This is a genomic window from Agrococcus sp. GCM10030265, assembly GCF_042666675.1.
Classification (GTDB): Bacteria; Actinomycetota; Actinomycetes; order Actinomycetales; family Microbacteriaceae; genus Agrococcus.
Genome location: NZ_JBHTCZ010000002.1, coordinates 1128867 through 1151594, shown reverse-complemented (window position 1 = coordinate 1151594; position 22728 = coordinate 1128867). Strand labels below are relative to the sequence as shown.

Annotated in this window: 18 protein-coding genes; 7 read left to right on the top strand and 11 right to left on the bottom strand. The window is 73.0% G+C overall.

Annotation, left to right across the window (positions count from 1 at the left end):
- Positions 1-7 precede the first annotated feature (7 nt).
- Genes ACFQPP_RS09945 through ACFQPP_RS09935 form a run of 3 tightly spaced genes read right to left on the bottom strand, consistent with a single transcriptional unit; the run spans position 8 to position 3031 of the window.
- A complete protein-coding gene (locus ACFQPP_RS09945; protein WP_376916425.1) occupies positions 8-895 on the bottom strand; it encodes a glycosyltransferase in 888 nt (295 codons plus the stop codon).
- 16 nt (positions 896-911) lie between these two features.
- Entirely contained in the window at positions 912-2114 is a 1203-nt protein-coding gene (locus tag ACFQPP_RS09940; RefSeq protein ID WP_376916424.1) for an ABC transporter ATP-binding protein, read from the bottom strand.
- Positions 2114-3031 carry an ABC transporter permease gene (locus ACFQPP_RS09935; RefSeq protein ID WP_376916422.1) on the bottom strand — a complete coding sequence of 306 codons (918 nt, stop codon included), beginning with the start codon at positions 3029-3031 and terminating at the stop codon, positions 2114-2116. The genes ACFQPP_RS09940 and ACFQPP_RS09935 overlap by 1 nt, the downstream gene beginning before the upstream one ends.
- Before the next feature lie 168 nt (positions 3032-3199).
- Here ACFQPP_RS09935 and ACFQPP_RS09930 point away from each other — a divergent pair, with 168 nt between their 5' ends.
- Positions 3200-5995: a glycosyltransferase gene (locus ACFQPP_RS09930; RefSeq protein ID WP_376916421.1), complete on the top strand. Its 2796-nt coding sequence runs from the start codon at positions 3200-3202 to the stop codon at positions 5993-5995.
- Positions 5996-6034: 39 nt separating this feature from the next.
- Positions 6035-8116: a hypothetical protein gene (locus ACFQPP_RS09925; RefSeq protein WP_376916420.1), complete on the top strand. Its 2082-nt coding sequence runs from the start codon at positions 6035-6037 to the stop codon at positions 8114-8116.
- Between the two features lie 327 nt (positions 8117-8443).
- On the opposite strand, the gene ACFQPP_RS09920 is transcribed toward ACFQPP_RS09925, so the two are convergent.
- Complete coding sequence (locus ACFQPP_RS09920) at positions 8444-9949, bottom strand: DUF2142 domain-containing protein (RefSeq protein WP_376916419.1); 1506 nt, start codon at positions 9947-9949, stop codon at positions 8444-8446.
- Positions 9950-10061: 112 nt separating this feature from the next.
- Between ACFQPP_RS09920 and ACFQPP_RS09915 the strand changes: the two genes are divergently transcribed.
- Positions 10062-11282: an acyltransferase family protein gene (locus tag ACFQPP_RS09915; RefSeq protein ID WP_376916418.1), complete on the top strand. Its 1221-nt coding sequence runs from the start codon at positions 10062-10064 to the stop codon at positions 11280-11282.
- Positions 11275-12522 carry a hypothetical protein gene (locus ACFQPP_RS09910; RefSeq protein WP_376916416.1) on the top strand — a complete coding sequence of 416 codons (1248 nt, stop codon included), beginning with the start codon at positions 11275-11277 and terminating at the stop codon, positions 12520-12522. Before ACFQPP_RS09915 ends, ACFQPP_RS09910 begins: the two co-directional genes overlap by 8 nt.
- Positions 12523-12526: 4 nt before the next feature.
- On the opposite strand, the gene ACFQPP_RS09905 is transcribed toward ACFQPP_RS09910, so the two are convergent.
- The 3 genes from ACFQPP_RS09905 to ACFQPP_RS09895 are packed head-to-tail and all read right to left on the bottom strand — an operon-like array spanning position 12527 to position 14557.
- Positions 12527-12934 carry a DUF2304 domain-containing protein gene (locus tag ACFQPP_RS09905; RefSeq protein ID WP_376916415.1) on the bottom strand — a complete coding sequence of 136 codons (408 nt, stop codon included), beginning with the start codon at positions 12932-12934 and terminating at the stop codon, positions 12527-12529.
- Positions 12931-13656 (bottom strand): glycosyltransferase family 2 protein, encoded by a 726-nt coding sequence (locus tag ACFQPP_RS09900; protein WP_376916414.1) that lies wholly within the window; start codon positions 13654-13656, stop codon positions 12931-12933. Before ACFQPP_RS09900 ends, ACFQPP_RS09905 begins: the two co-directional genes overlap by 4 nt.
- Positions 13657-13675: 19 nt before the next feature.
- Positions 13676-14557: a glycosyltransferase family 2 protein gene (locus ACFQPP_RS09895; protein WP_376916413.1), complete on the bottom strand. Its 882-nt coding sequence runs from the start codon at positions 14555-14557 to the stop codon at positions 13676-13678.
- Between the two features lie 35 nt (positions 14558-14592).
- On the opposite strand from ACFQPP_RS09895, the gene ACFQPP_RS09890 reads away from it, so the two are divergent.
- Complete coding sequence (locus ACFQPP_RS09890) at positions 14593-15708, top strand: glycosyltransferase family 4 protein (RefSeq protein ID WP_376916412.1); 1116 nt, start codon at positions 14593-14595, stop codon at positions 15706-15708.
- A gap of 33 nt (positions 15709-15741) precedes the next feature.
- Here ACFQPP_RS09890 and ACFQPP_RS09885 read toward each other — a convergent pair whose 3' ends face one another.
- From ACFQPP_RS09885 to ACFQPP_RS09875, 3 genes are read right to left on the bottom strand one after another with little or no spacing between them, the layout of a single operon-like run.
- Positions 15742-16599 carry an NAD-dependent epimerase/dehydratase family protein gene (locus ACFQPP_RS09885; protein ID WP_376916411.1) on the bottom strand — a complete coding sequence of 286 codons (858 nt, stop codon included), beginning with the start codon at positions 16597-16599 and terminating at the stop codon, positions 15742-15744.
- A gap of 28 nt (positions 16600-16627) precedes the next feature.
- Positions 16628-17905 carry an exopolysaccharide biosynthesis protein gene (locus ACFQPP_RS09880; protein WP_376916410.1) on the bottom strand — a complete coding sequence of 426 codons (1278 nt, stop codon included), beginning with the start codon at positions 17903-17905 and terminating at the stop codon, positions 16628-16630.
- Entirely contained in the window at positions 17902-19176 is a 1275-nt protein-coding gene (locus tag ACFQPP_RS09875) for an O-antigen ligase family protein (RefSeq protein WP_376916409.1), read from the bottom strand. The genes ACFQPP_RS09880 and ACFQPP_RS09875 overlap by 4 nt, the downstream gene beginning before the upstream one ends.
- A 137-nt stretch (positions 19177-19313) precedes the next feature.
- Here ACFQPP_RS09875 and ACFQPP_RS09870 point away from each other — a divergent pair, with 137 nt between their 5' ends.
- Both ACFQPP_RS09870 and ACFQPP_RS09865 read left to right on the top strand, forming a co-directional pair.
- Positions 19314-20075, top strand: a complete 762-nt coding sequence (locus ACFQPP_RS09870) for a polyprenol monophosphomannose synthase (protein WP_376916408.1) — start codon at positions 19314-19316, stop codon at positions 20073-20075.
- Positions 20072-21475, top strand: coding sequence for a hypothetical protein (locus tag ACFQPP_RS09865; protein WP_376916407.1), 1404 nt, complete (start codon positions 20072-20074; stop codon positions 21473-21475). The genes ACFQPP_RS09870 and ACFQPP_RS09865 overlap by 4 nt, the downstream gene beginning before the upstream one ends.
- A 10-nt stretch (positions 21476-21485) precedes the next feature.
- Here the strand turns inward: ACFQPP_RS09865 and ACFQPP_RS09860 are convergent, their stop codons facing one another.
- Positions 21486-22661 (bottom strand): acyl-CoA dehydrogenase family protein, encoded by a 1176-nt coding sequence (locus tag ACFQPP_RS09860; protein WP_376916406.1) that lies wholly within the window; start codon positions 22659-22661, stop codon positions 21486-21488.
- Positions 22662-22728: the final 67 nt, after the last annotated feature.

The following is a 22728-nucleotide window of genomic DNA, read 5'->3' as shown; positions in this document are numbered from 1 at the left end:
GATCGCGTCAGAACGCGCCGACGGCCATGAGCAGCCCGAGCGCGACCGCATCGCGCCTGCGTCGGCGGAAGGCGCCCGCACGCGTCGCGAGCCGCATCCGGTCGATGCGCGAGCCGCGCACCGCTCGCGCGAGCGTCTCGAGCTCGGCGCGCTCCGCGGGCGCGGCGACGCGCGCGCTCACCTCGGCCACGCGCCCGACCTGCTCGCGGTACCACCCGCGCAGGATGCGGCCGCTGCGATCGATGCGGGCGCGCACGCCCACGTTGGCGCCCAGCACGTTCGCCCCATGCTGCCGGTACGCGACGAGCGACTGGTCGAGGATGCGCCACCGCATGCCGGCGGAACGCACGACCGCGTACACGAGCCAGTCGTGCGCCTCGACGGTCGACGCGACGGGATCGGCGTCGAGCACGTCGCGCACGAGCCCGACCGCGGCGGGGGAGAGCACGAAGGTCGAGCCGGGTCCCGCGCTCTCGAAGACGTGGTCGAGCGCCCGCAGCGGCTGGCTCTTGCGGATGAGCCTGCGACGCCCGTGCTCGTCGAACGCCTCGACGTCCGACGAGACGGCGTCGGCGTCGGCGAGCGCGGCGACCTGCGTCGCGAGCCTGCCCGGCATCCACACGTCGTCCTGATCGGACATCGCCACGGCATCGAACCCGTCGCCGTCGACGTCGCGCAGCAGCCGATAGAAGTTCGCCCACGACGAGCCGAAGCGGCCGGCGGGCAGGAGCACGAGGCGGGCATCGGATGCCGCGCGCTGCTCGAGCATCGTCGCCGTGCCGTCGGTCGAGCCGTCGTCCGAGACGAACACCGTCACGGCGACGCCCTGCTGGGCGAGGATGGAGTCGAGCTGCTCGTCGAGGAAGGCGGCGCCGTCGTGCGTCGCGAGCAGCACCGCGACGCGCGACGCGTCAGACGAGCTGCTCGAAGGCGACATCGGTGACGACCGGCCCCATCGTCCGCTCCGGGGACTCCGTGCGGAACGTCGGCCCGCTCGTGCGCGCCAGCTCGTCGTCTCCCGACGAGAGCGCGGCCGTGAGCGTGTACTCGCCGCCGCCGAGGTGGAAGGCGGGGAAGCGGAACCGCAGACGCTGCCGGCCCTCGAGCGGACGCTTCTGCACGCGCAGCCGCTCGGTCGTCGTGAAGAGCACGAGCTGCCCGAGGGAGGTCGAGATCTGGAGCCCGAGGCTCCAGTCGTCGATGCGCTCCCGAGCGTCGAGCGTCACGTCGACGAAGCCGTCGCGGCCGTGCTCGAGCGTCGAGATGGGGGAGCCGTCGGCGTCGACGAGCCCCACGTCGAGGTCGGCGACGCGCGCGCGCGCCGCCTCGTCGCGCTCGCGCGCCTCGCGCTCGAGGCGCACCGACTCCTCGGCGCGCTGCGCGCGGAAGCCGCCGCGCAGCAGGTCGACCGCGTCGACCGGGGCGCCGTCGAACACGACGTTGCCCTTCGCGAGGACGACGCCGCGCGTGCACAGGTCGGTGATCTGGCTCATGGTGTGCGTGACGAGCACGATCGTGCGGCCCTCGCGCTGGAAGGCGCGGATCTTGTCGAGGCACTTCTGCTGGAAGGCCTCGTCACCGACGGCGAGGACCTCGTCGACGAGCAGCAGGTCGGGGTCGACGTGCACGGCGACGGCGAACGCGAGGCGCACGTACATGCCCGACGAGTAGAACTTCACCTGCGTGTCGATGAAGTCCTCGATGCCCGAGAAGGCGACGATCTCGTCGAAGTAGCCCGCGGTCTGCTGCTCGCTGAGCCCGAGGATCGACGCGTTGAGGAACACGTTCTCGCGGCCCGTGAGGTCGGGGTGGAAGCCCGCGCCCAGCTCGAGCAGCGCCGCGAGACGGCCGCGTCGCACCACGCGCCCCGACGACGGCTGGATGATGCCGCCGATGGTCTTCAGCAGGGTCGACTTGCCGGAGCCGTTCGGGCCGATGAGGCCGACGGTCGAGCCGCTCATGATCTCGAGGTCGATGTCCTTCAGCGCCTCGAACCGCTCGACGTGCGCGCGATTGCGCGACACGTTGACGATGCGCTCCTTGAGGCTCTTGTCCTTGCGGACCGTGAAGTGCTTCGAGACGTTCTCGACGCGGACGACGGGGACGTGCTGCATCACAGCTCCTGTGCGAAGTCGCCCTGCAGGCGCGCGAAGATGCGCTGCCCCACGAAGAGGAGCACGACGCCGGCGAGGCCTGCGACGAGCATGTGCAGCCAGAGCTGGTCGACGTACTGCGCCGAGAAGCCCGGGTTCCAGAACGCCTCCTGGAAGCCCAGCACCGCGAGGGTCAGCGGGGAGTTCGTGTAGATCTCGTTGAGCCCCGAGACGCCGAAGGCCGTGAAGCGGTCGTGCGCCATCGAGAGCGAGTACAGGATGGGCGAGCCCCACATGAGCAGCACGAGCAGCACGTCGACGAGGTGCTGGATGTCGCGCAGGTAGACGTTGAGCGCCGAGAGCACGAGGGCGGTCGCGGCGCCGAAGATCGTGAGCAGCACGATCGATCCCAGGGCGTAGAGCAGATGCGGGCCGAACGAGAGGGTGCCGAACGCGAGGGCCGCGATGACGAGGATGACGAGCTGGATCGCGAGGGTGAACAGCGCCGGCCCGATGGTCGCGAGCGGGAAGATCTCGCGCGGCAGGTAGACCTTCTTGATGAGGCCCGCGTTCGCGACGATCGAGCTCGTGCCGCCGGCGAGGATCTCGGAGAACAGCGTGTAGATCGCCAGGCCGGCGAAGATGAAGATCGCGAAGTCCTCGATCGAGCGCGCGGCGCCCAGGAACTCGCCGACGACGAGCGCGTACACGAGCAGCATCGCGAGCGGTCGCACGAGGCTCCAGAGGAACCCGAGACGGGAGTCCTTGTATCGAGCCTTCAGCTCGCGGCGCGTGAGGAGCCCGAACAGCTCGCGGTAGCGCCAGAGGTCGGTCGCGGCATTCGCGAGGCCCCGAAGACCCGTGCCCTTCGCGCCGGCCTCCTCCCAGGGGGAGGCCTCGATCCGCGCCACGCGCTCGGCGACGATGTCCGCAGCCACGCCACCTCCAAGATCGTGTTCCGAACCCGCAGAGCCTACCGCAGCGTGTCTCGACGGGTCGCACTGGCTAGGCTCGGAGCCATGTCGTCGCTGCGTCGTGCCCTCGGTCGTGTCGCTCGGAAGGTCCTGCCCGCCGGGTCTCGCGGGCGCCACTCGGCACTCGTCGCAGTGCGCACGGCACGTGCGGCGCGCGCCGAGTTCCAGGCGGCGTACGGCAGCGACGCGGGCGGCTTCATCCGCGTGACGAAGCCCGGCGACTACCCCTCGTGGCTCAAGGAGCACCGGGCCGGCTTCCCCGAGCCGACGTCGACCTCGCACGTCGGCTTCGCCGTGGTCGTCGAGGTCGCGGGCTCGGCCGTCGACGCCCGCACGCGACGCAGCGTCGAGGGCCAGCGCGGCGTGCGCGCACGTCTGGTGCCCGCCGCGTCCGGCACCGCGATCGCGACGCTCGGCCTCGCCGACGACGAGCTCGTGCTGCTGCTGCGCGACGGCGACGAGCTCGACCCCCGTGCCCTCTCGGTCATCGCGCGCGAGCACGCCAACGACCCCTCGCGTGCCCTCATCGCCTTCGACCGCGACCACCGCCGCGGCACCGAGCGCGTGCACCCGCAGTTCGTGCCCGAGCACTCGCCCGAGATGCTGCTCGGTGCCAACCACGTCGACCGCGCCTTCGTGATCCGCGCCCATGCCATCCCCGCCGACGCCGTGCTCGACGACCGCGGCATCTGGCGACTCCTGCTCACCCACGGTCTCGACGCCGCGCGCATCGGCCGCGTGCCCTCCGTGCTGCTGACCGCCGCGCGTCGGACGCGTCGCCCCGACGCGGCAGACGCCGCCATGGTCGTCGAGGCGCTCGCCGCCCGCGGCGAGCGCGCGACGGCCGAGCCCGCCGGCCAGGTGCTGCGCGTGCGGTTCGAGCCTGCCGAGCAGCCGAAGGTCTCGATCGTCATCCCGACGAGGCACCACCGCGACAACCTCTCGCGCCTCCTCCCGTCGCTCGCGCGCACCGAGTACCCGGCGCTCGACGTCACGATCTTCGACAACGCCGGCCGCACCGACGAGCGCGAGGCCTGGTACGCCGAGCACACGCCCGCCGGCCTCGACGTGCGCGTCGTGTGGCACGAGTCGGTCCCCTTCAACTACTCGACGACCATCAACGCGGCCGTCGCCGCGACCGACGGCCCGCTCGTCCTCACCCTCAACGACGACACCGAGGTCATGGATGCGGGATGGCTCGCCGAGATGGTCGGCCACCTCCTGCGCGAGGGCGTCGGCACCGTGGGCGTGCAGCACCGCTTCGCAGACGGCCGCATCCAGCACGGCGGCGTGACGCTCGGCCCCAACGGCTTCGCCGACAACACGTTCACCGGCATGGAGCCGGGCTCCGAGACCATGCTGGGCTCGACGGCGCACTACCGCGACTCGCTCGCCGTCACGGGTGCGTGCACCCTCATCCGCCGCGAGCACTGGGACGAGGTCGGCGGGCTCGACGAGAACTTCATCCTCACGGGCTCCGACGTCGTGCTGGGTCTCGACCAGCATCTCCGCGGCCGGCGCAACGTCGTGCTGCCGTTCGACCTCGTGCGCCACCACGAGTCGGTCACGCGCTCGGGCAGCGGCATCCCCGAGACCGACTTCTTCGCGAGCTACTGGCGCTACCACTCCTGGCTGCGCGGCGAGGACCCGTTCTGGAGCCCCAACCTGTCCCGCCGCTCCGCGGTGCCCGCGCTGCGCTCCAAGGACGAGGCGTCGCCGCTGCGCTCGACCTTCCAGGCGCTGGGGCGCCCGTGGGGCGTCGTGCAGCAGTCGATGGGCATCTCCGCCGAGGCCGTCGGCCTGCTGGGCACGGCGAGCGTGAGCGCCGCGCAGCGCGACGGCGTGCGCGCGCTGCACGAGGAGCACGCGGGCCGCATCGACGTCAAGACGATCAACTGGTTCATCCCGGACATCGACATGCCCTTCTTCGGCGGGCTCAACACCTGCTTCCGCATCGCGGCGAAGCTGCAGCGCGAGCACGGCGTGCACAACCGGTTCGTCGTGTTCTCGGCACCGTCGCCGCACTGGGTGCCCACGGCGCTCGCCGCCGCCTTCCCCGAGCTGCGCGAGGCCGAGGTGCATCACTACGACGGCACCGACGCGTCGCTCGCGGCGATCCCCGAGGCGGATGCGGGCGTCGCGACGCTCTGGCTCACGGCCATGCACCTCGCGAAGGCGCAGGGCATGCGCCGCAAGTTCTACCTCGTGCAGGACTACGAGCCCGAGTTCTACCCTGCGAGCACGATGTTCGCCATGACGGAGGAGAGCTACCGGCTCGGCCTCTACGGCCTGTGCAACACGTCGACGATGCACAAGATCTACACGGGGCTCTACGACCAGCAGGCGACGTGGTTCGCGCCCGCCGTCGATCGCTCGATCTTCCATCCCGAGGGTCGCAGGCAGAAGGCGCCCGACGAGCCCGTGACGATCTTCGCCTACGCCCGCGACCACTTCCGCAACTGCTGGGAGCTCGCCTACGAGTCGCTCGCGCGGATCAAGCGCAAGCATGGCGACGGGGTGCGCATCATCGCCGCCGGTGCGCGCTACCTGCCGAAGCAGGCCGACTTCGTCGACATGGGACTGCTCGACTACCGCGCGACGGGCGCCATCTACCGCGAGACCGACATCGGGCTCACCCTGCAGATCAGCAGGCACCCGTCGTACCTGCCGCTCGAGATCATGGCGTCGGGCGCGACGATGGTCGCGCCGGACAGCCCCTTCTTCAAGTGGCTGTTCTCCGACGAGAACAGCAACCAGTCGATGCGCACGGTCGACGACGTCGTGCAGCGCCTCGACGAGCTGATCGTCGACGAGCAGCGGCGGCGCACGCTGCAGCAGGGTGCGCTCGCGACGATCGATGCGGGCCACGCCGACTGGGACGCGGCGCTCGACCACATCTACGACTATCTCTGCGACCCGCGGGGCTGATCCTGGGAGAATCCTCGGCGCGCACCTAGACTGCCCCGCGTGAGGATCGGCTCAGCCCCGCGTCGCAGGCGCACGTCCATCGTCGTCGTGTGCACCGTGCTGGCGGTGCTCGCCTCGCTCGTCATGCCCTGGTCGACGTCGTCGGCTCCGCCCGCCCAGGCGGCGGATGCTCGCAACTTCGACGCCGGCAACATCATCTCCGACGCGAACTTCTACGACGGCGGCTCGATGACGACGTCGCAGATCCAGTCGTTCATGCAGCAGCGTCGCCCGGACTGCGCCGCGGGCTACACGTGCCTGCCGCAGTACGCGCAGGCGACGCCCGCGATGGCCGCCAACCGGTACTGCTCCGCGATGGCCGGATCGGGCTCCGAGTCGGCGGCGAGCATCGTCGCCCGCGTGGGCGCGGCGTGCGGCGTCAGCCCGCGCGTGCTGCTCGTGCTGCTCGAGAAGGAGCAGAGCCTCGTCACGCACCGCAGCCCCAACGGCACGCGGTACTCGTCGGCGACCGGCTTCGCCTGCCCGGACACGGCTCCGTGCGACTCGAGCTTCGGCGGCTTCTTCTACCAGGTGTACTACGCGGCCAGGCAGTTCCAGGTGTACCGGGCCTTCCCCGGCTCGTACAACCACCAGCCTGCCGCGTGGAACAACATCCTGTTCCACCCCAACTCCGCGTGCGGCACGAGCCGCGTGTACGTCGCCAACCAGGCCACCGCCGGCCTGTACAACTACACGCCGTACCAGCCGAACGCGGCAGCGCTCGGCAACCTGTACGGCACGGGCGACGCGTGCTCCGCGTACGGCAACCGCAACTTCTGGCGCATCTTCAGCGACTGGTTCGGCGATCCTCGCGGACCGCTCGCCGGCGACCCCTCGCCGATCGTGCGCATCGAGTCGACGACGACCTCCCTGCGATCGGTGCGCATCACGGGATGGGCGCTCGACCCCGACACGTCGGCGTCGCTCGAGGTGCACACGTTCGTGAACGGCGTCGCGCAGTCCGGCTACCGGGCCGACGGATCGCGACCCGACGTCGGGCGCGCCTACGGGCTGGGCGACGCCCACGGCTTCGACATCACGGTCGGGCTCGCCGCGGGCACGAGCGAGGTGTGCCTCGCGTTCATCAACGTCGGCGCCGGGCAGAACACGTGGTCGTGCCAGCAGGTGTCGACGCCGACGGGCTCTCCGATCGGATCGATCGACACGACCCGCATCGAGGGCTCCGAGCTGGTCGTCGCCGGCTGGACCATCGATCCCGACACCGCGAGCTCGATCGAGGTGCACGCCTACATCGGCACGCGCTTCATCTCGGCGACGCGTGCCGACCAGGCCCGTCCCGACGTCGGCCGCGTCCATCCCGCCTACGGCCCCGCGCACGGCTACACGCTGCGCGTGCCCCTGCCGGTCGGCACGAGCGACGTCTCGATCGCCTTCGTGAACGTCGGCGGCGGCTCGAACACGTGGAAGACCGTCGAGGGCAGCCTCGCGAGCGGTCCGCCGTTCGGCTCGCTCGACGTGGTCACGGCGACGGGTCCCGGCACGGTCTCGCTCGGCGGCTGGGCCATCGACCCCGACACGGCCGACCCGATCCAGGCCCACGTCTACGTCGACGGCCGACCCCGCGGCGCCCTCGTCGCCGACGCGTCGAGGCCGGACGTCGGGCGGGCGAACCCCGGCTACGGCAACGCCCACGGCTACTCGACCACGCTCTCGGGCCTCACGGGCGGGGTGCACGAGGTCTGCGTCGCGTACATCAACGTGCGCGCCGGCTCGAACGTCTGGCGGTGCAAGTCGGTGACGCTGCCGAGCGGCTCGCCCTTCGGCAACTTCGAGAACGCATCCGTCTCGGGCGCGAACGCGCTCGTGAGCGGATGGTCGATCGATCCCGACACGGCTGCGGCCGTCGAGCTGCACGTCTACGTCAACGGCGGATGGGGCGGCCGAGGCCTCGCGAACCAGACGCGGACCGACGTCGGTCGCGCCTATCCCGCGTACGGGGCCGACCACGGCTTCTCGCTGACGGTGCCGATCCCCGCGGGCCGCAGCGAGGTCTGCGTCGCCGCGATCAACGTCGGCGCCGGCAGCACGACGTGGCTGGCGTGCCGCACCCTGACGCGCTGACGGCCGCGTCGGCCTGACCCACGGCCCGTGCTCCTGCAGGAGCACGGGCCGTCGTCGTCCGTGCGAGAGCGATGAGGCCCGGACCGGGCTCGCGCGGCGTCGATCGTGGCCTGCCTGCGGGCGCGCGGCAGCCGTGCGAAGCGCGAGCGGGTCGGGGCGGCGGTGCCTGCGGCGACCGCGCTCGGCCGCGGCTCGCGCGCTCCGCACCGACGCGTCCGCGGCCCGCCGCGCGCTGCCTGCCCGGCGGACGCGGCCGCGGACCCCGGCGTGCGCCTCCGCGGCGGTGGCACGAGCGGGTCGGGGGCGGCTCGTGCCGCTGCCGCCGGTCTAGCGCACGCTCGCGGTCGAGCGCACCACGACGGGCTCCGTACGGCCGTCGCCGGCGCGCACGAGCGCCAGCACCGCTGCCGCGGTCGTGAGGGCGGCGAGGATCGTCACGCCGATGGTGCCGAGCGGCGGCTGCCAGCTGGGGTCGAGCAGGAAGACGCGCCAGCCCTGATCGGTGCCGGCGGCGAATCGCTGCGCCATCACGAGGAGCGCGAACGCCGAGGCGGTGGCCGCGACCACGAGGAGCGTGCCCTGCAGTCGTGCTGCGCCGAGCGACGGCTCGCGCTCGTCGAGCGCGATGCCCGCGACGATGAGGAGCATCGCGAGGATCGCGAGCATGTAGCGGCCCTGCCACATGTAGCCCACCTCGGTGACGAGGAGGCCCTGCACGACGGGCGGCACGATGAGCATGACGGCGACCACGCCGAGCAGCACGAGGCGCGTCCGCATGCGAGCGAGCGCCACGGCGCCGAGCACGAGCGCGCCGATGGCTGCGGCGTAGGCGGCGACGACGATGTCGGGTGCCTGCGTGTCGTTCCAGCCGAAGACGCCCACCATCTGGCGCCAGTAGAACGGCGTGCCGCGCCAGACGGTCGAGAAGCCCTGGGCGAAGGTCTCGCCGATGCCGGGCACGGGGAGCACGTACGAGTCGTACTGCGGCGGCCGCACGATCCAGAGGGCGCAGGCGCCCGCGTACAGGGCGCCGATCGCGACGCCGATCCACAGCGTCCTGCGACGCACGACGGCCCGCAGGCTCTCGGCGTTCGCGAGCGCGAGCGCCGCGGCGATGGCGACGAGCAGCCAGGCGATCGTGATGCTGCGCGCCGACACGAGCAGCACCGCGGCGGCGACGACGACCGCGACGCGCTGCACGAGGACGCCGCGGGACGCATCGGCGTCGCGGGCGATCGCCACGAGCGCCGCGAGCGCGGCCGCCGAGGCCGCCCACTCGAGGCCGTTCGGGTTCAGCGAGCCCGCGAGCCAGAGCGTCATGGGCGTGGCGGCGAGGGCGAGCCCTGTGAGAGCCCATCGCGAGCGCGGAGCGGAGCGCAGCTCCATGACGGCAGCGCCGACCGCGAGCGAGCACAGCAGGATGCTGACGATGCGCATGGCCCACATGCCCGCCTCGCCGCCGAGGAGGAGCGTCGGCCATCCGACCAGCACGTAGTACGTCGGCAGGTTCAGCCCCGCGGTCGAGGTGCCTGCGCCGAGCGGCTGCGCCTCGTCGGGCACGTCGGGCTGGCACTCGGCGGTCAGGGTGGGGTCGAAGGCCATGCACGCGAGGTTGTTGGCCTGCGCGATGCCGACCGGCACGTCGAACTCGGCGGTGCCTGGCACGACCTCCGACGACACCGACGTCAGCTGGCCGTGGGCGGCCGCCGCCGCGCGCACCGCGTGCGCGGGCTCGTCGGGCACGCCCATCAACGGGGTCGCCAGCGACCACGTCATGGCCAGGGCGAAGAAGACCGCCGCCCCTGCCACGAAGTCCTTCAGGCGTCGCTGCACGTCGCTCCTCCTCGCGGTGTCGGCCTCCAATCTACGAGGTGACGGCTGGACGCCGACGCGCATCCTAGGATCGAGGGCGTCCATGGTCAGGCCATCCGGGGTCGGGAGACACGTGCATCGATCGTCCTCGCTCGACGCGACCGAGTCGCGACCGCGATTCGCGCGCTATCCGACGGCGACCGGGCCGTCCATCGGCGAGGCGCTCGCCGGGCGTGACAACGCGCTGGGCATCCTGCGTCTCCTGCTCGCAGCCGCCGTCGTCCTGTCGCACTCGTACCCCATCGGCGGCTGGGGCCAGGATCCGTTCGCAGCCCGCTTCGAGCAGCAGGAGAACCTGGGCGGCGTCGCCGTGCTCGGGTTCTTCGCCATCAGCGGCTACCTGATCGCGAAGAGCGGCGCGCGCACCGACGTCGTGCAGTTCCTCTGGCATCGCGTGCTGCGGATCATGCCCGCCTACTGGCTCGTGCTGCTGGTCGCCGCGTTCGTCATCGGGCCCGCGTGGTGGCTCGCGAAGGGCCGCGACCTCGCGGCGTACCTCACTGCCGAGCCCGGCGGCCCCGTCGCCTACCTCCTGGCGAACTGGGATCTGTCGATCCGCCAGTACGGCATCCTCGACGTCTTCGGCGACAACCCGTACGGCGCCGTCGCCGGCTCGGTGATGAACGGCTCGCTGTGGACGCTGCGCTACGAGTTCTTCGCGTACCTCGTCATCGCGGGTCTCGTGCTCTTCGGCGTGCTCGTGAGCGCGCGCTGGATCGTGCCGGTCGTCACGGGCGTGCTGTTCGCGTTGCAGATGGCGTACGCCATCGCCGGCGACGCCGCGCTCGGCCTCCTGCCGTTCTTCACCGACCGCTACTTCATCCAGCTCACGCTGATCTTCATGATCGGCTCGTGCATCGCCGTGTACTCGCGGCACGTGCCCCTGCACGACGGGCTCGCGGCCCTCGCGGCGGTCGTCGTCGTCGTGAGCGCGTTCCGCGGTGGCCTGCACGTCGTCGGGCTGCCCGCCTTCGCCTACGTGCTGCTGTACCTCGCAGCGCGGCTGCCGCGTCGCCTGCAGTGGATCGGCCGCGACAACGACTACTCGTACGGGCTCTACCTCTACGGCTGGCCCATGCAGCAGGTGCTCGCCGCGCTCGGGGTGCACCTGTGGGGCTACGTGCCGTTCACGCTCCTCGCGCTCGTGGCGGCGTTCGCGATGGCGTGGCTGTCGTGGCACGGCGTGGAGCGCTGGGCGATGCGCCTGAAGGACCGAGGCCCGGGCAGGGGCGTCGCCTACTGGGTCGAGCGGGTGCGCGCGGCGCGGCGCACGCGGATGCCGGCGGATGCCTGAGCGCGCGGGCGCGCGGATCGGCGCGGCGACGTGGCTGCTCGGGGCGACGGTCGTCGCCGGCGGGCTCGGCTACGTGTCGCAGCTGCTCGCAGCCCGGCTGCTGCCGCCCGACGGCTACGAGTCGTTCACGGTGTGGTGGTCGCTGCTGTACTTCGTCGTCGCGGCCGTCGCGGGCGTGCAGCACGAGATCGCACGAGCCTCCGGCCCTGCGGCGCCGGGCGGGCGCGGGCGCTCGGTGCTCGCGGCCGTGCTCGTCGTCGGGGCCGTCGCGATCGTGGCGATCGCCGTCGCCGCGCTGCTCGCGGGCGGCGAGCCCGCGATCGCCGCGGCGCTCGCGCTCGGCATCGGTGGATACGTGCTGCTCGCGGCCGTCTCGGGGCTGCTCTACGGCGCTGAGGCGTGGCGTCTCGTCGCGACGACCATGGTCGTCGACGCCGCGACGCGTGCCGTGCTCACGACGCTCGCCCTCGCGCTCGGCGCGCCCATGCCCGTCGTGGTGCTGGCGTTCGCCGCACCCTTCCTCGTCACGGTCGTCGTGACGCTCGTGCCCGTGCGCCGCGCGATCGCGTCGGTCGGGGTCGTCGCCTCGCCGCGGGCGCTGCTCGCGACCATCGCGGTGACCGTGGGTGGCAGCGCCGCGACCGCGCTGCTCGTGAGCGGCTTCCCCTTCGCCCTGCGCGTGCTGTCGCCCGAGGTGCCCGACGAGGAGTTCGGGGCGTTCTCCTTCTCCTTCACGCTCGCCCGCGCTCCGCTCGTCGTCGCGGTCATGGCGCTGCAGACCTTCCTCGTCACCCGGTTCCGAGCGCAGGGGAGGCCGCTCGCGCTGCTCGGACGCATCGCCGTGGTCGTCGCCGTCGTGTCGGCGGCGCTCGCGGCACTCGCATGGTGGCTCGGCCCCGTCGCGCTCGCCGCGTTCTTCGACCGCGGCTACGGCATGCCGGGCGCGGTGCTCGCCGGCATCGTCGGCTCGGCGGGCTCGATCGCGCTGCTCACGGTGAGCGGCGCCATGGTGCTCGCACGCGCATCGCACGGGGCGTACCTCGGCGGATGGGCGGTGGCTGCCATCACGACGATCGCGTTGCTGCTCGTGCCCGGCGACCTCGCGACGCGTGCCGTCGTCGCCGTCGGCGTCGGCCCTGCGCTCGGCGTCGCCGTCCACGTCGCCGGGCTCGTCCGCGCGTCCGGCCGCCTCGCGGACGACGACCGCACGCCGCAGGCGCCCGTCGTCGACGGGGTCTGAGCGGCTAGGCCCGGTCGGTCTCGTCGTCGCGCCGCATGTCGGCGGGCGACTGCGGTGCGCGCGAGCCGCGCTCGAGCTCGGCGATGCGCAGCTCGAGGATCGCGATGCGCTCGGCGAGCGTGCGGGTCTTCGTCTCGAGCTCGGTCGCCTCGCTCGACAGCTGCAGGCAGATGCCGAACAGCAGCGCGATCGATGCGAAGAACACGAGGTTCGTCGGCACCTCGACGCCCACGACGTCGGCAGCCCACTCGAGCAGCTGCGGGAAGACGCTGAGCACGAGCGCCCCGAACCCCGCGATCATCCACCAGATGGCATGCCGCTCGCGCAGGCGCTGCCTGCGCTGCAGCTCGACGACGACGAGGATGCCGACGATCGCGCACGCGATCGCCAGCACGTAGGTGACGATGCTCACGGGCGACCTGCCAGCGTCGAGACGGAGCGCATGTGCGCGAAGACGAGCGCGATCGCCGCACGACCGAGGAACACGGTCGACTTCCAGAAGTCGTGGCTGGGCACCCCGCCCTGCCGCTCGCGCATCACGACCGGCACCTGCACGACCCGCAGGCCGGCGCGCGCCGCGAGCGTCAGCGACTCGATCGTGTCGCCCAGGTACTCGGCAGGGTAGTTCTCGGCGAAGAAGCGCACGGCGGCCGGGCCGGAGGCCCGCATGCCGCTCGTGGTGTCGGTCAGGCGCGTGCCCGCCGTGCGGCTGAGGATGGTCGACAGCACCGACATCGCCCACTTGCGCGGGCCCCGCGTCCGGTAGTCGCCGACGCCCGCGAAGCGAGCGCCGAGCACGACGTCGGCGTCGTCGAGCCGCGCGAGCAGCTCGGGCACGTACGCCGGGTCGTGCTGGCCGTCGGAGTCGATCTGCACGACGACGTCGTAGCCGTGCTCGAGGGCGAAGCGGAATCCGACGCGCATCGCACCGCCGACGCCGAGGTTGTAGGGGAGGCGTGCGACGAGCGCGCCGGCGGCGCGAGCGCGCTCGACCGTCGCGTCGCGAGAGCCGTCGTCGACGACGAGGCAGCCGGCGCCGGGGAGGGTGCGCAGCACGTCGGCGATCGATGCGCCGACCGCCTCCTCCTCGTTGAACGCGGGCATGACGATGAGCACTCGTCGCGCAGCCGTCATGGCACCGAGCCTATCGTCGTCAGCGCAGCGCGTGCCGCAGCAACGCGCTCCTGCCTGCCGCGTCTCCCGCGCGCAGCGCGGCGGGCAGCTGCGTCAGCGCGTTGAGGCGCGAGAGGCTGCGCCGTCGAGCCGCGCGCGCGGCGCGCGGCCACCCGCGCTCGGCGAGCAGGCTCGCCTGCTCCTCGAAGATCGCACGCTCCTGGTCGAAGCGCTTGCCGGAGACCGCCGTCGCCGACGACACGCTCGCGGCGTGCCTGCGGTAGGCGAAGACGACCTCGTCGTCGAGCACGAGCGAGCCGTCGAGTCGCGCGATGTCGAGCAGCATGCCGATGTCCTGCACGATGTCGAGCTCGGCGCGGAACCCGATCGAGCGGATGGTCTCGACCTTCCACACGATCGACGGGAAGTAGGTCCAGTTGCCGAACGCCAGGCTGCGCGCCAGCGGCTCGCCCGACAGCAGCACGGGGCGGGGCCCGCGCGGCGAGACGAGTCGCTTCACGCGGTCGGCGAGGGGATCGGTCGCGCCGCCGTCGCCGTCGATCACCCGGACGCCGGGCTGCACGACGTCGACGCCCGGATGCTCGGCGACGAGCTCGTGGACGCGCTCGAGGAAGCGGGGGAGCATCACGTCGTCGCAGCCCATGAGCATCGAGTAGTCGCTGCGCATGCGGTCGACGCAGGAGAGGTAGTTGCGGCTCACGCCGAGGTTCACCTCGTTGCGCACGTACTCGACGCGCGGGTCGCCGAGCGAGCGCACCCACTCGCCGGGAGCGAGGTCGGGGTAGACGTCGTCGACGACGACGAGGCGCAGATCCTCGTGCGTCTGGGACAGCACGCTCTCGACCGCCAGCTGCAGGTGGTCGAAGCGACCGTAGAAGGGCAGCATCACGTCGAAGGTCATCGAGGACGATCCTACGCGCGTGCCACGATGGAGCGGTGACCGACCGCGAGATCCGAGTGGCCTTCGACGATCAGGCGTTCGTCGCGCAGCAGCGCGGGGGCGTCTCGAAGATGTTCGTCGAGACCGCGCTGCGGCTGCCCGAGCACGGCGTCGAGCCCGTGCTGCTGTCGCGCACGACGCGCAACGAGCACCTCGCCGCGAGCGGGCTCGTGCCGCGCCGCGCCGACCCCGGTGCGCTGCGAGCCCGCGCCGAGTGGTTCGGGTGGCGCGTGCTCGGTCGCCCGCGCGAGCAGGGCCGGGCGCTGCCCCCCGTCGACCTCGTGCATCACACGTTCACGCATCCCTCGTACCTGCGGCCGCTGCCCGTGCCGCGCGTCATGAGCGTGTACGACTTCATGCCGGAGCGCTTCCCGAAGGAGTTCCCGCTCGGCAACCCGCACTTCGCGAAGCGCCGGTTCGTGGAGGCCGCCGACCTCGTGCTCAGCATCTCGGAGGCGACGCTCGCCGACCTGCGGCGCTTCTACGGAGACGCGGCGGCCGAGCACGCGGTCGTCGTGCCGCTCGGCGTGGCCGACGCGTTCCTCGACGCGCCCCGCGTCGAGATCGACCTGCCGGAGCGCTACCTGCTCTTCGTCGGGGTGCGACGCGGCTACAAGGACTTCGACGTCTTCGTCGAGGCGGCGACTCCGCTGCTCGCCGAGGAGCCCGCGCTGCACGTCGTGCTCGTGGGCGGCGGCCCGCTCTCCGACGACGAGCAGCGCATGCTCGCGGCGGCGGGCATCGCGGACCGCGTCGCGCGCATCGCGCCGAGCGACGCCGAGATGCCCACGGTCTACGCACGCGCCGACGCGCTCGCCTTCCCCTCGCGCTACGAGGGGTTCGGCCTGCCGACGCTCGAGGCCCTCGCGACCGGCACGCCCGTCGTCGTCGTCGATGCGGGCGTCGGTCGCGAGGTCGGTGGCGACGTCGCGCTCTACTTCCCCGCCGGCGACGCCGTCGCGATGCGCGAGCGACTCCGCGAGGCGCGCACGGAGCGCGTCGCGGCGCACGCGCGCGAGGCCGGGCCGCGATGGGCGCGCGCGTTCACGTGGGACGCCACGGCGCGGCGCACGGCCGATGCCTACCGGGCGCTGCTCGACGAGCGGCGCTGAGCCGGGCGCTGCTCGACGAGCGGCGCCGACCTCTCAGGCTCGGCGGGCCGCGTCGCGCTCGAGGATGCGCCGGATGCGCGTCGGGTCGCCCCACGTCCGGGGGGAGTCGTAGGGGCGATCCGGGAAGGCGCCGATCTGCAGCTCGATGTCGAGCGCGTGCTCGGCGATGAAGCGCTCGACCTGGGTGCGCAGCGAGACGGGCTCGCCCGAGCAGACGTTGACGACGCCGGACTCCTCGTCCTGCAGCGTCGCGACGGCGATCTGCTCGGCGAGCTCCTGGACGTCGATGAAGTCGAACTCGTTCGTGCCGGTCGTGAACGGGAACGTGCGCTGCCCCGCCTCGGCGGCGGCCAGCAGCTTCGTGAAGATCGACTGGTTGTTGCGGTCGTCACCGAGGATGTAGAAGGCGCGAAGCCACAGCACGCGCGCATCGCCGCCGAGCGAGCGCAGCGTCGCGCGGCGCAGCGCATCCTTCGCGACGCCGTAGAGCGACGTCGGGTTCGTGGGCGTCGACTCGTCGATCGCGCCCTCGTGGTAGCCGATCTCGTGCATGGTGCCGAGGGCCGCGATCGTGTGCGCGCCCGCCTCAGCGAACGCGCGCAGCAGCCGGTAGTGCTGCGACACGTGCAGCATGTGCACCGGGGCGTCGTGCGCGAAGCCGGCCTCCCACGCGAGGTGGACGACGCGGTCGACGCCGCCGTCGACGATCGCGTCGAGGTCGAGGTCGGCGTCGAGGACGTCGGCCTCGACGATGCGCGCCCGATCGTCGACGCGGTACGCACGCGTCGAGCGCACGACGGCCGTGACGCGAGCGCCGCGATCGAGCAGCGCGCGCACGACGTGCCGGCCGACGTAGCCCGCGGCTCCCGTCACGACGACGTGCTCGCTCACTCGGTCTCCTTGGCGCATCGCGGCGAGCCTACCGCTCCCGCGGCGGCTCGAGGGCTCGGCGCCAGGAGATGGCGTGCGACGCCTTCACGGCGCACACGACGACGAGCAGCCACCCCAGCTCGTGGAGCATGATGCTCGTCGCGAAGCCCGACACCACCATGACGGCGAGCACGACCGCCGGCCACACGTAGACGACCGAGCGCTTGCGCGACGCGAGCAGCCACGATCGCCCCGTGGCCGCCGCGAGCGCGAGCAGCAGCAGGGCGAACCCCAGCGCACCGATCTGCACGAGCGCGTCGATGTACGCGCTCGACGCGTCGACGACCTGCCGCGACTGCACGTTGGCGACCTCGGAGTAGGGCGCGACGTCGAGGTTCCACCTGCCGACGAACCCGCGGCCCTCGAGCCACTGCGACTGCAGCCGCTGCACCGCGAGCACCTGCCGCCACACGTCGAGGCGGTACAGCGCCTCCGAGACGCCGTCGAGCGCGCCGATGATGGGCCAGCGGGCCGCATACGCGACGACGGCCGACGCGACCGCCGCGAGCACGACGGCGACCTGCCTGCTCGTCCGCCGCTGCGGGGTGGCGGCGCGGATGAAGGCGAGCGCGCCGTAGGCCGCGACGGCGACGAGCGCGAGCGCCATGACGGTCGCCGAGCGCGACAGCAGCACCGTCGCCACCGCACCCGCGATCCACGCGACGCCCGGCCACGTCGGCATCGACCGCATCCGCAGCTCGACGACGAAGGTGATGAGCGCGAGCACCCCGACGATCCCCATGAGCTCCGCGCGGCCCATGAGGCCCTGCACCGGGCCGAGGCGGATGAGGTTGCCGTGCACGCCGAGCGCCTGCAACGGCATGTCGAGCACGACGCCGAGCAGCATCTCGACGACGAACGAGGCTGCGAGCACGAGCCGCAGGACGGCGCCGAAGGCGCGCACGATCTGCGAGATGTCGCGCGTCAGCGCGACGTAGGCGCCGAGGAGGCCGACGGCGAGCAGCTCGGCGACGCCGAGGGCCGCGGCACCCGGATAGCGCGACCACACGATCGACAGCGCCGCGTAGGCCACGAGCACGGCGAGCGTGAGGGGCACGTGCCGCACCTCGAGCTCGAGGCGCATCGACCAGAGCGACCCGGCGGCGAGCACGACGAGCACGGCCAGCACGCCCGCGAGGCCCGCCCACCCGGACAGGCGCACGATGAGCGGCGCCAGCACGGCCGTGCCGATCGACACCGTCGCGAGCGCCTGGATCATGCGCGCCTGGCCGAGGGCGTGCTCGGCGACCTCGAGCAGATGCCTCACGCGCGCACCGCCTCGGACACGGCGCCCGAGCGAGCGGGCAGCCGCAGCGCGAGCGCGACGAGCAGCGCGAAGCCGAGCTCGATGAGCGGGCGCGACTCCGCGAGCCCCTGCGCGACGAGCGCCGCGAGCACCAGCAGCGGCGCGGCGCGCAGCGCCGCCTCGCCGGCGGGCGCGTCGCGCAGCCACCGCCCGGCGCCGACGAACGCGGTCGCCTGCAGCGCGATCCACGCGACGAGGCCGACGACGCCGAGCTGCATGAGCACGTCGAGCGCGACCGAGTGCGCCTGCAGGTACACGACGCCGTCGTGCACCGCGAGGTCGTCGTACGGCTCGACGTACGGAGGCCAGTAGCCCACCCAGCCGGTGCCGACGACGGGGCTGCGCAGCCAGAGCCCAGCGACGGCCTCCCAGATGCCGGTCCTGCCCGTCAGGTCGCCGTCGCGGCCGACGGCGTCGAGCAGTCGCTCGCGCAGCACCACGGCCGTCGTCGCCGCGGCGAGCAGCACGACGCCCGTGCCCGCGAGCGTGCCGAGGAAGGCGCGGCGCGGCAGCCTGCGCCAGGCTGCGACGAGCGCGGCGACGACGCCCACGGCCGCGAGCGCCGCGAGCACCGTCGCCGAGCGGGTGAGCGCCAGCACGAGCAGCGGCAGCGCGACCCACGCCGGCCACGCGCGCAGCCGCCGCGACGCCGCGAGGCACGCGGCCAGCACGAGGGCGAGCAGCGCGAGCATCGCCAGCAGGTTCGCGTTGCCCACGATGCCCTGGATGCGCCCACCCTCGAGCAGCAGCCCGCGGGACCACGCGTAGGAGGCGGGGGAGTCCGGCCCGTAGGAGTCGACGCCCGGCATGGGCAAGAGCGGGTACACGCGGCCGCCGACGAGCACGGCGACGGCGAGCTCGAAGGCGACCGACAGGGCGAGGATGCCCTGCAGCACGCCGTGCACCGTCGCGAGGAGCCGCTCGGGCTCGAGCTGCGCGAGCAGCAGGCCCGCCGCCGCGGTCGCGAGCTGCAGCGCGGCACCCAGCAGGGTCGCGAGCGGCGAGATCGCCCAGACCGCCGACAGCAGCATGAGCGCGAGCAGCATCGCGAGCGCGACGGGCGTCGCACGCAGGCGCGGACGGGCCCGCACGAGGACGACGACGGCGGCCACGAGCGTGAGCCCGCACACGACGGCCCAGCCCGCGTAGCCGAGCGAGTAGCGCACGGCGTCGCCCGCGGCGAGGAGCGCCACCGCCCAGCCGGCCAGCAGGGAGGCCGGCCGCAGGGTCATGCCGACCATCGTCCCACGAGCCCGCCCGGCCATCCGGCAGGCGCTCTGGCCCCGGACCCCTCTCGGACACCCGCCGTTCATGTCCCGCGGTCACGCGTGTGCCATGATCGGCCCACCTCGACCGGAGGAGCCATCCCTTGCCACGCACCCTGGTGCTCGTCCCCACCTACGACGAGCGCGAGTCGCTGCCCGTGACGCTCGGGCGGCTGCTCGCGGCGGCGCCCGACGTGCACGTGCTCGTCATCGACGACGGCAGCCCGGACGGCACCGGAGCGCTCGCCGAGCGCATGGCGGCGGAGGACGCACGCATCCGCGTGCTGCATCGCAGCGAGAAGCGCGGGCTCGGCGCCGCGTACGTCGCCGGCTTCCGCCTGGGCATCGAGCGTGGATACGAGGTGCTCGTGGAGATGGATGCGGACGGCTCGCATCCGCCCGAGCGGCTGCCCGCGATGCTCGCCCGCGTCGACGACGGCGCCGACCTCGCGATCGGCTCGCGCTGGGTGCGCGGCGGCTCGGTCGTCGACTGGCCGCGGCATCGCGAGGCGCTCAGCCGCGGCGCCAACCTGTACGCGCGCATCGCGCTCGGCATCCCGGTGCACGACATGACGGCCGGCTTCCGCGCGTACCGTCGCGAGCTCCTCGAGCGCATCGACCTCGACGCGGTCGGCAGCCGCGGCTACGCGTTCCAGATCGAGCTGACGATCGCAGCCGCCGACCTGGGCGCTCGCATCGACGAGGTGCCGATCGAGTTCCGCGAGCGTGCGCAGGGCGTGTCGAAGATGTCGTCGTCGATCATCGTGGAGGCGCTCGCGAAGGTCACGCGCTGGGGCTTCGCCCGCCGCGTGCTGCGTCGCCGCACGACCTCCGCGCCGCAGCGACCGGAGGGCGTCCGCACGTGACGACCGGCACGGAGCCCGGCGCGAGCGCGCCGCCGCACGTGCCGAGCCGAGCACGAGGACGCGCGCCGCGCGCCGGCGTCGTGACGCGGTGGCTGCCGATCGTGCTGCTCGCGGCCGTCGGAGGACTGTGGCTCGTGCTGCGCATCCCGCAGGGCACGTTCGACGTGCTCTGGGCGGAGGACGGACGCGACTTCCTCGCCGACGCGCTCGAGCGCGGCGGCTGGGCCGTGCTGCTCGAGCCGTATGCGGGCTACCTCCATCTGCTGCCGAGGCTCGTGACGGCGGTGCTCGTCGCCGTCGTCCCGCTCGAGCTGCACGCGGTCGCCGTCACGCTCGCCTCGATCGCCTTCGTCGTCGCCGTCGCCGTCGCGACGTTCGTGCTCTCGGCGGACGTCGTGCGCTGGTGGCCCGCGCGGCTCGGGATCGCCGCCGTGCCGATCGTGCTGCCCGCCCTCGGCGCCGAGGTGCTCGGCAACCTCGCGAACCTCCACACCTACTGCCTGTGGCTGGGGTGCTGGATCCTGCTCGCCCATCCTCGCCGCGGCATCGCCGGCGTGGCGTGGGCGGGCGTGCTGCTCGCCTGCATGCTCACCGAGGTGCAGGCCGTGCTGCTCGTGCCGCTCGCGCTCGCGATGCTGCGGCCGCGGCGACGAGAGACCTGGCTGCCGGTCGTCGCGACCCTCGTGGGCGCCGCGGCGCAGGTCGCCGCGATGCTGCTGTCGCCGCGCGAGGGCTACCCGAGCCTCGGCATCGGCATCCCGGACATCGTGCTCGCGTGGCTCGTGCAGGCCGTGCTGCCGATCGTCGATGGCTCACGGGCCGACGTCATCGCCGCGCTCGCCGACGTGGGACCGGTCGTCGGGCTCGCCGCGCTCGTGCCGTTCGCGATCGCGGGCGTCGTCGGACTCGTGCGCGGCACGTCGCGGCAGCGCATCGCGGTCGTGACGCTCGCGCTGCTGTCGGCGGGCATCATGGCCGGCTGCATCCTCACGTCGCAGCTCGAGGTGTGGCGCTACGCGTCGCTCGAGGGCGAGGAGTGGCTCGGCGCCGTCGTGATCTTCCGCTACGGCGCCGCGGCGGGCATGTACTGCGCGGCGCTCGTGCCGCTCGCCGCCGGCATCGTCGTCGATCGCGACCGCGACGCCGGGTGGAGGCGAGCCCGCATCGCGCGGGTCGCCACCGCGTCGGTCGTCGTCGTGGCCGCGGTCGGCTGGATGGCGGTGCAGGCCCCGGAGACGGGCTCGTCGCGGCCGGGCGGCGCGGCGTGGTCGGTCGAGGTCGACGAGGCGCAGGCCGCGTGCGACGCGGGTGCCGACGAGGGCCAGCTCGAGGTCGCACCCGCCGGCTGGTCGGGCGGCCTCGCCGTGCTGACGTGCGACGCGCTCGGCGACGAGCCCTGACCCCGCCGTCTCAGGCGAACGCAGCCCGTCCCGTGATCGCGCGGCCGACGATGAGCTGGTTCATCTGGAACGTGCCCTCGTACGAGTAGAGCGCCTCGGCGTCGGCGAAGAACCGCGCGACGTCGTGATCGGTGACGATGCCGTTGCCGCCGCACACCTCGCGGCACCAGGCGACGACCTCGCGCATCCGCGCGGTCGTGAACGCCTTCGCGAGGGCGGAGTGCGCGTCGTCCTGACGATCCTCGTCCTGCATGCGCGACACCTGCACGCACAGGGCGATGGAGGCCGTGATGGCGCCGAGCGACTTCGCGAGCAGGTCCTGCACGAGCTGGTGGCCCGCGATGGGCTGGCCGAACTGCTCGCGCTCGCCCGTGTAGCGGACGGCGGCCTCGAACGCGCCGGCCATGACGCCGACGGCTGCCCACGCGACCTCGGCGCGCGTGAGGCGCAGCACGCGCGCGGTGTCGCGGAACGACTCGGCGCGCTGCAGGCGCAGCGACTCGGGCACGCGGACGCCGTCGAGCACGATGTCGGCGTTCTGCACCATGCGCAGCGCGATCTTGCGCTCGATCTTCGTCGCCGTGAAGCCCGGCGTCGTCGTCGGCACGATGAAGCCCTTCACCTGGCCGTCGGCGACGTCCTTCGCCCAGATGATCACGACGTCGGCGAACGTCGCGTTGCCGATCCAGCGCTTCTCGCCGTCGAGCACCCACTCGTCGCCCTCGCGGCGCGCGGTCGTGCGCAGGCCGCGGGCGGAGTCGGAGCCCGAGAGCGGCTCGGTGAGCCCGAACGCGCCGAGCACCTCGCCGGACGCGAGGCGCGGCAGCCACTCGGCACGCTGCTCGGGCGAGCCGCACGCGCCGATGGAGCCAGCAGCGAGGCCGTTCTGCACGCCGACGAAGGTCGAGAGGGAGGCGTCGACGCGCGCCATCTCGAGCGCCGCCCAGCCCCGGTACACCGCCGAGGCGGGGAAGGTCTGCGTCTCCTCCCACGAGTGGCCGAGCACGCCCGTCGCCGCGATGGCGGGGATGACGTCCATGGGGAACTCGTCGCGGTGCCAGTGCTCGTCGACGACGTCGCGCATGGGCTCGAGCGCGGCGCGCAGCTCGGCGATCGCCTCCTGCTCGCGAGCGGTGAGCTGCGACTCCATCCCGTAGAAGTCGCTGGGCAGCTGGGTGAGGGTCATGGGGCTCCTTCGACGCATGGATCGGCTCGCAGCCTACGCAGCACGCGGCCGCGCGGCGCGGGTGTTG

What these genes read in the sequence shown, in the direction of transcription:
- ACFQPP_RS09875 (WP_376916409.1), bottom strand. Translation starts at nt 19,176, where the DNA reads ATGACCCTGCGGCCGGCCTCCCTGCTGGCCGGCTGGGCGGTGGCGCTC.
- ACFQPP_RS09940 (WP_376916424.1), bottom strand. Translation starts at nt 2,114, where the DNA reads ATGCAGCACGTCCCCGTCGTCCGCGTCGAGAACGTCTCGAAGCACTTC.
- ACFQPP_RS09900 (WP_376916414.1), bottom strand. Translation starts at nt 13,656, where the DNA reads ATGACGGCTGCGCGACGAGTGCTCATCGTCATGCCCGCGTTCAACGAG.
- ACFQPP_RS09895 (WP_376916413.1), bottom strand. Translation starts at nt 14,557, where the DNA reads ATGACCTTCGACGTGATGCTGCCCTTCTACGGTCGCTTCGACCACCTG.
- ACFQPP_RS09860 (WP_376916406.1), bottom strand. Translation starts at nt 22,661, where the DNA reads ATGACCCTCACCCAGCTGCCCAGCGACTTCTACGGGATGGAGTCGCAG.
- ACFQPP_RS09910 (WP_376916416.1), top strand. Translation starts at nt 11,275, where the DNA reads ATGCCTGAGCGCGCGGGCGCGCGGATCGGCGCGGCGACGTGGCTGCTC.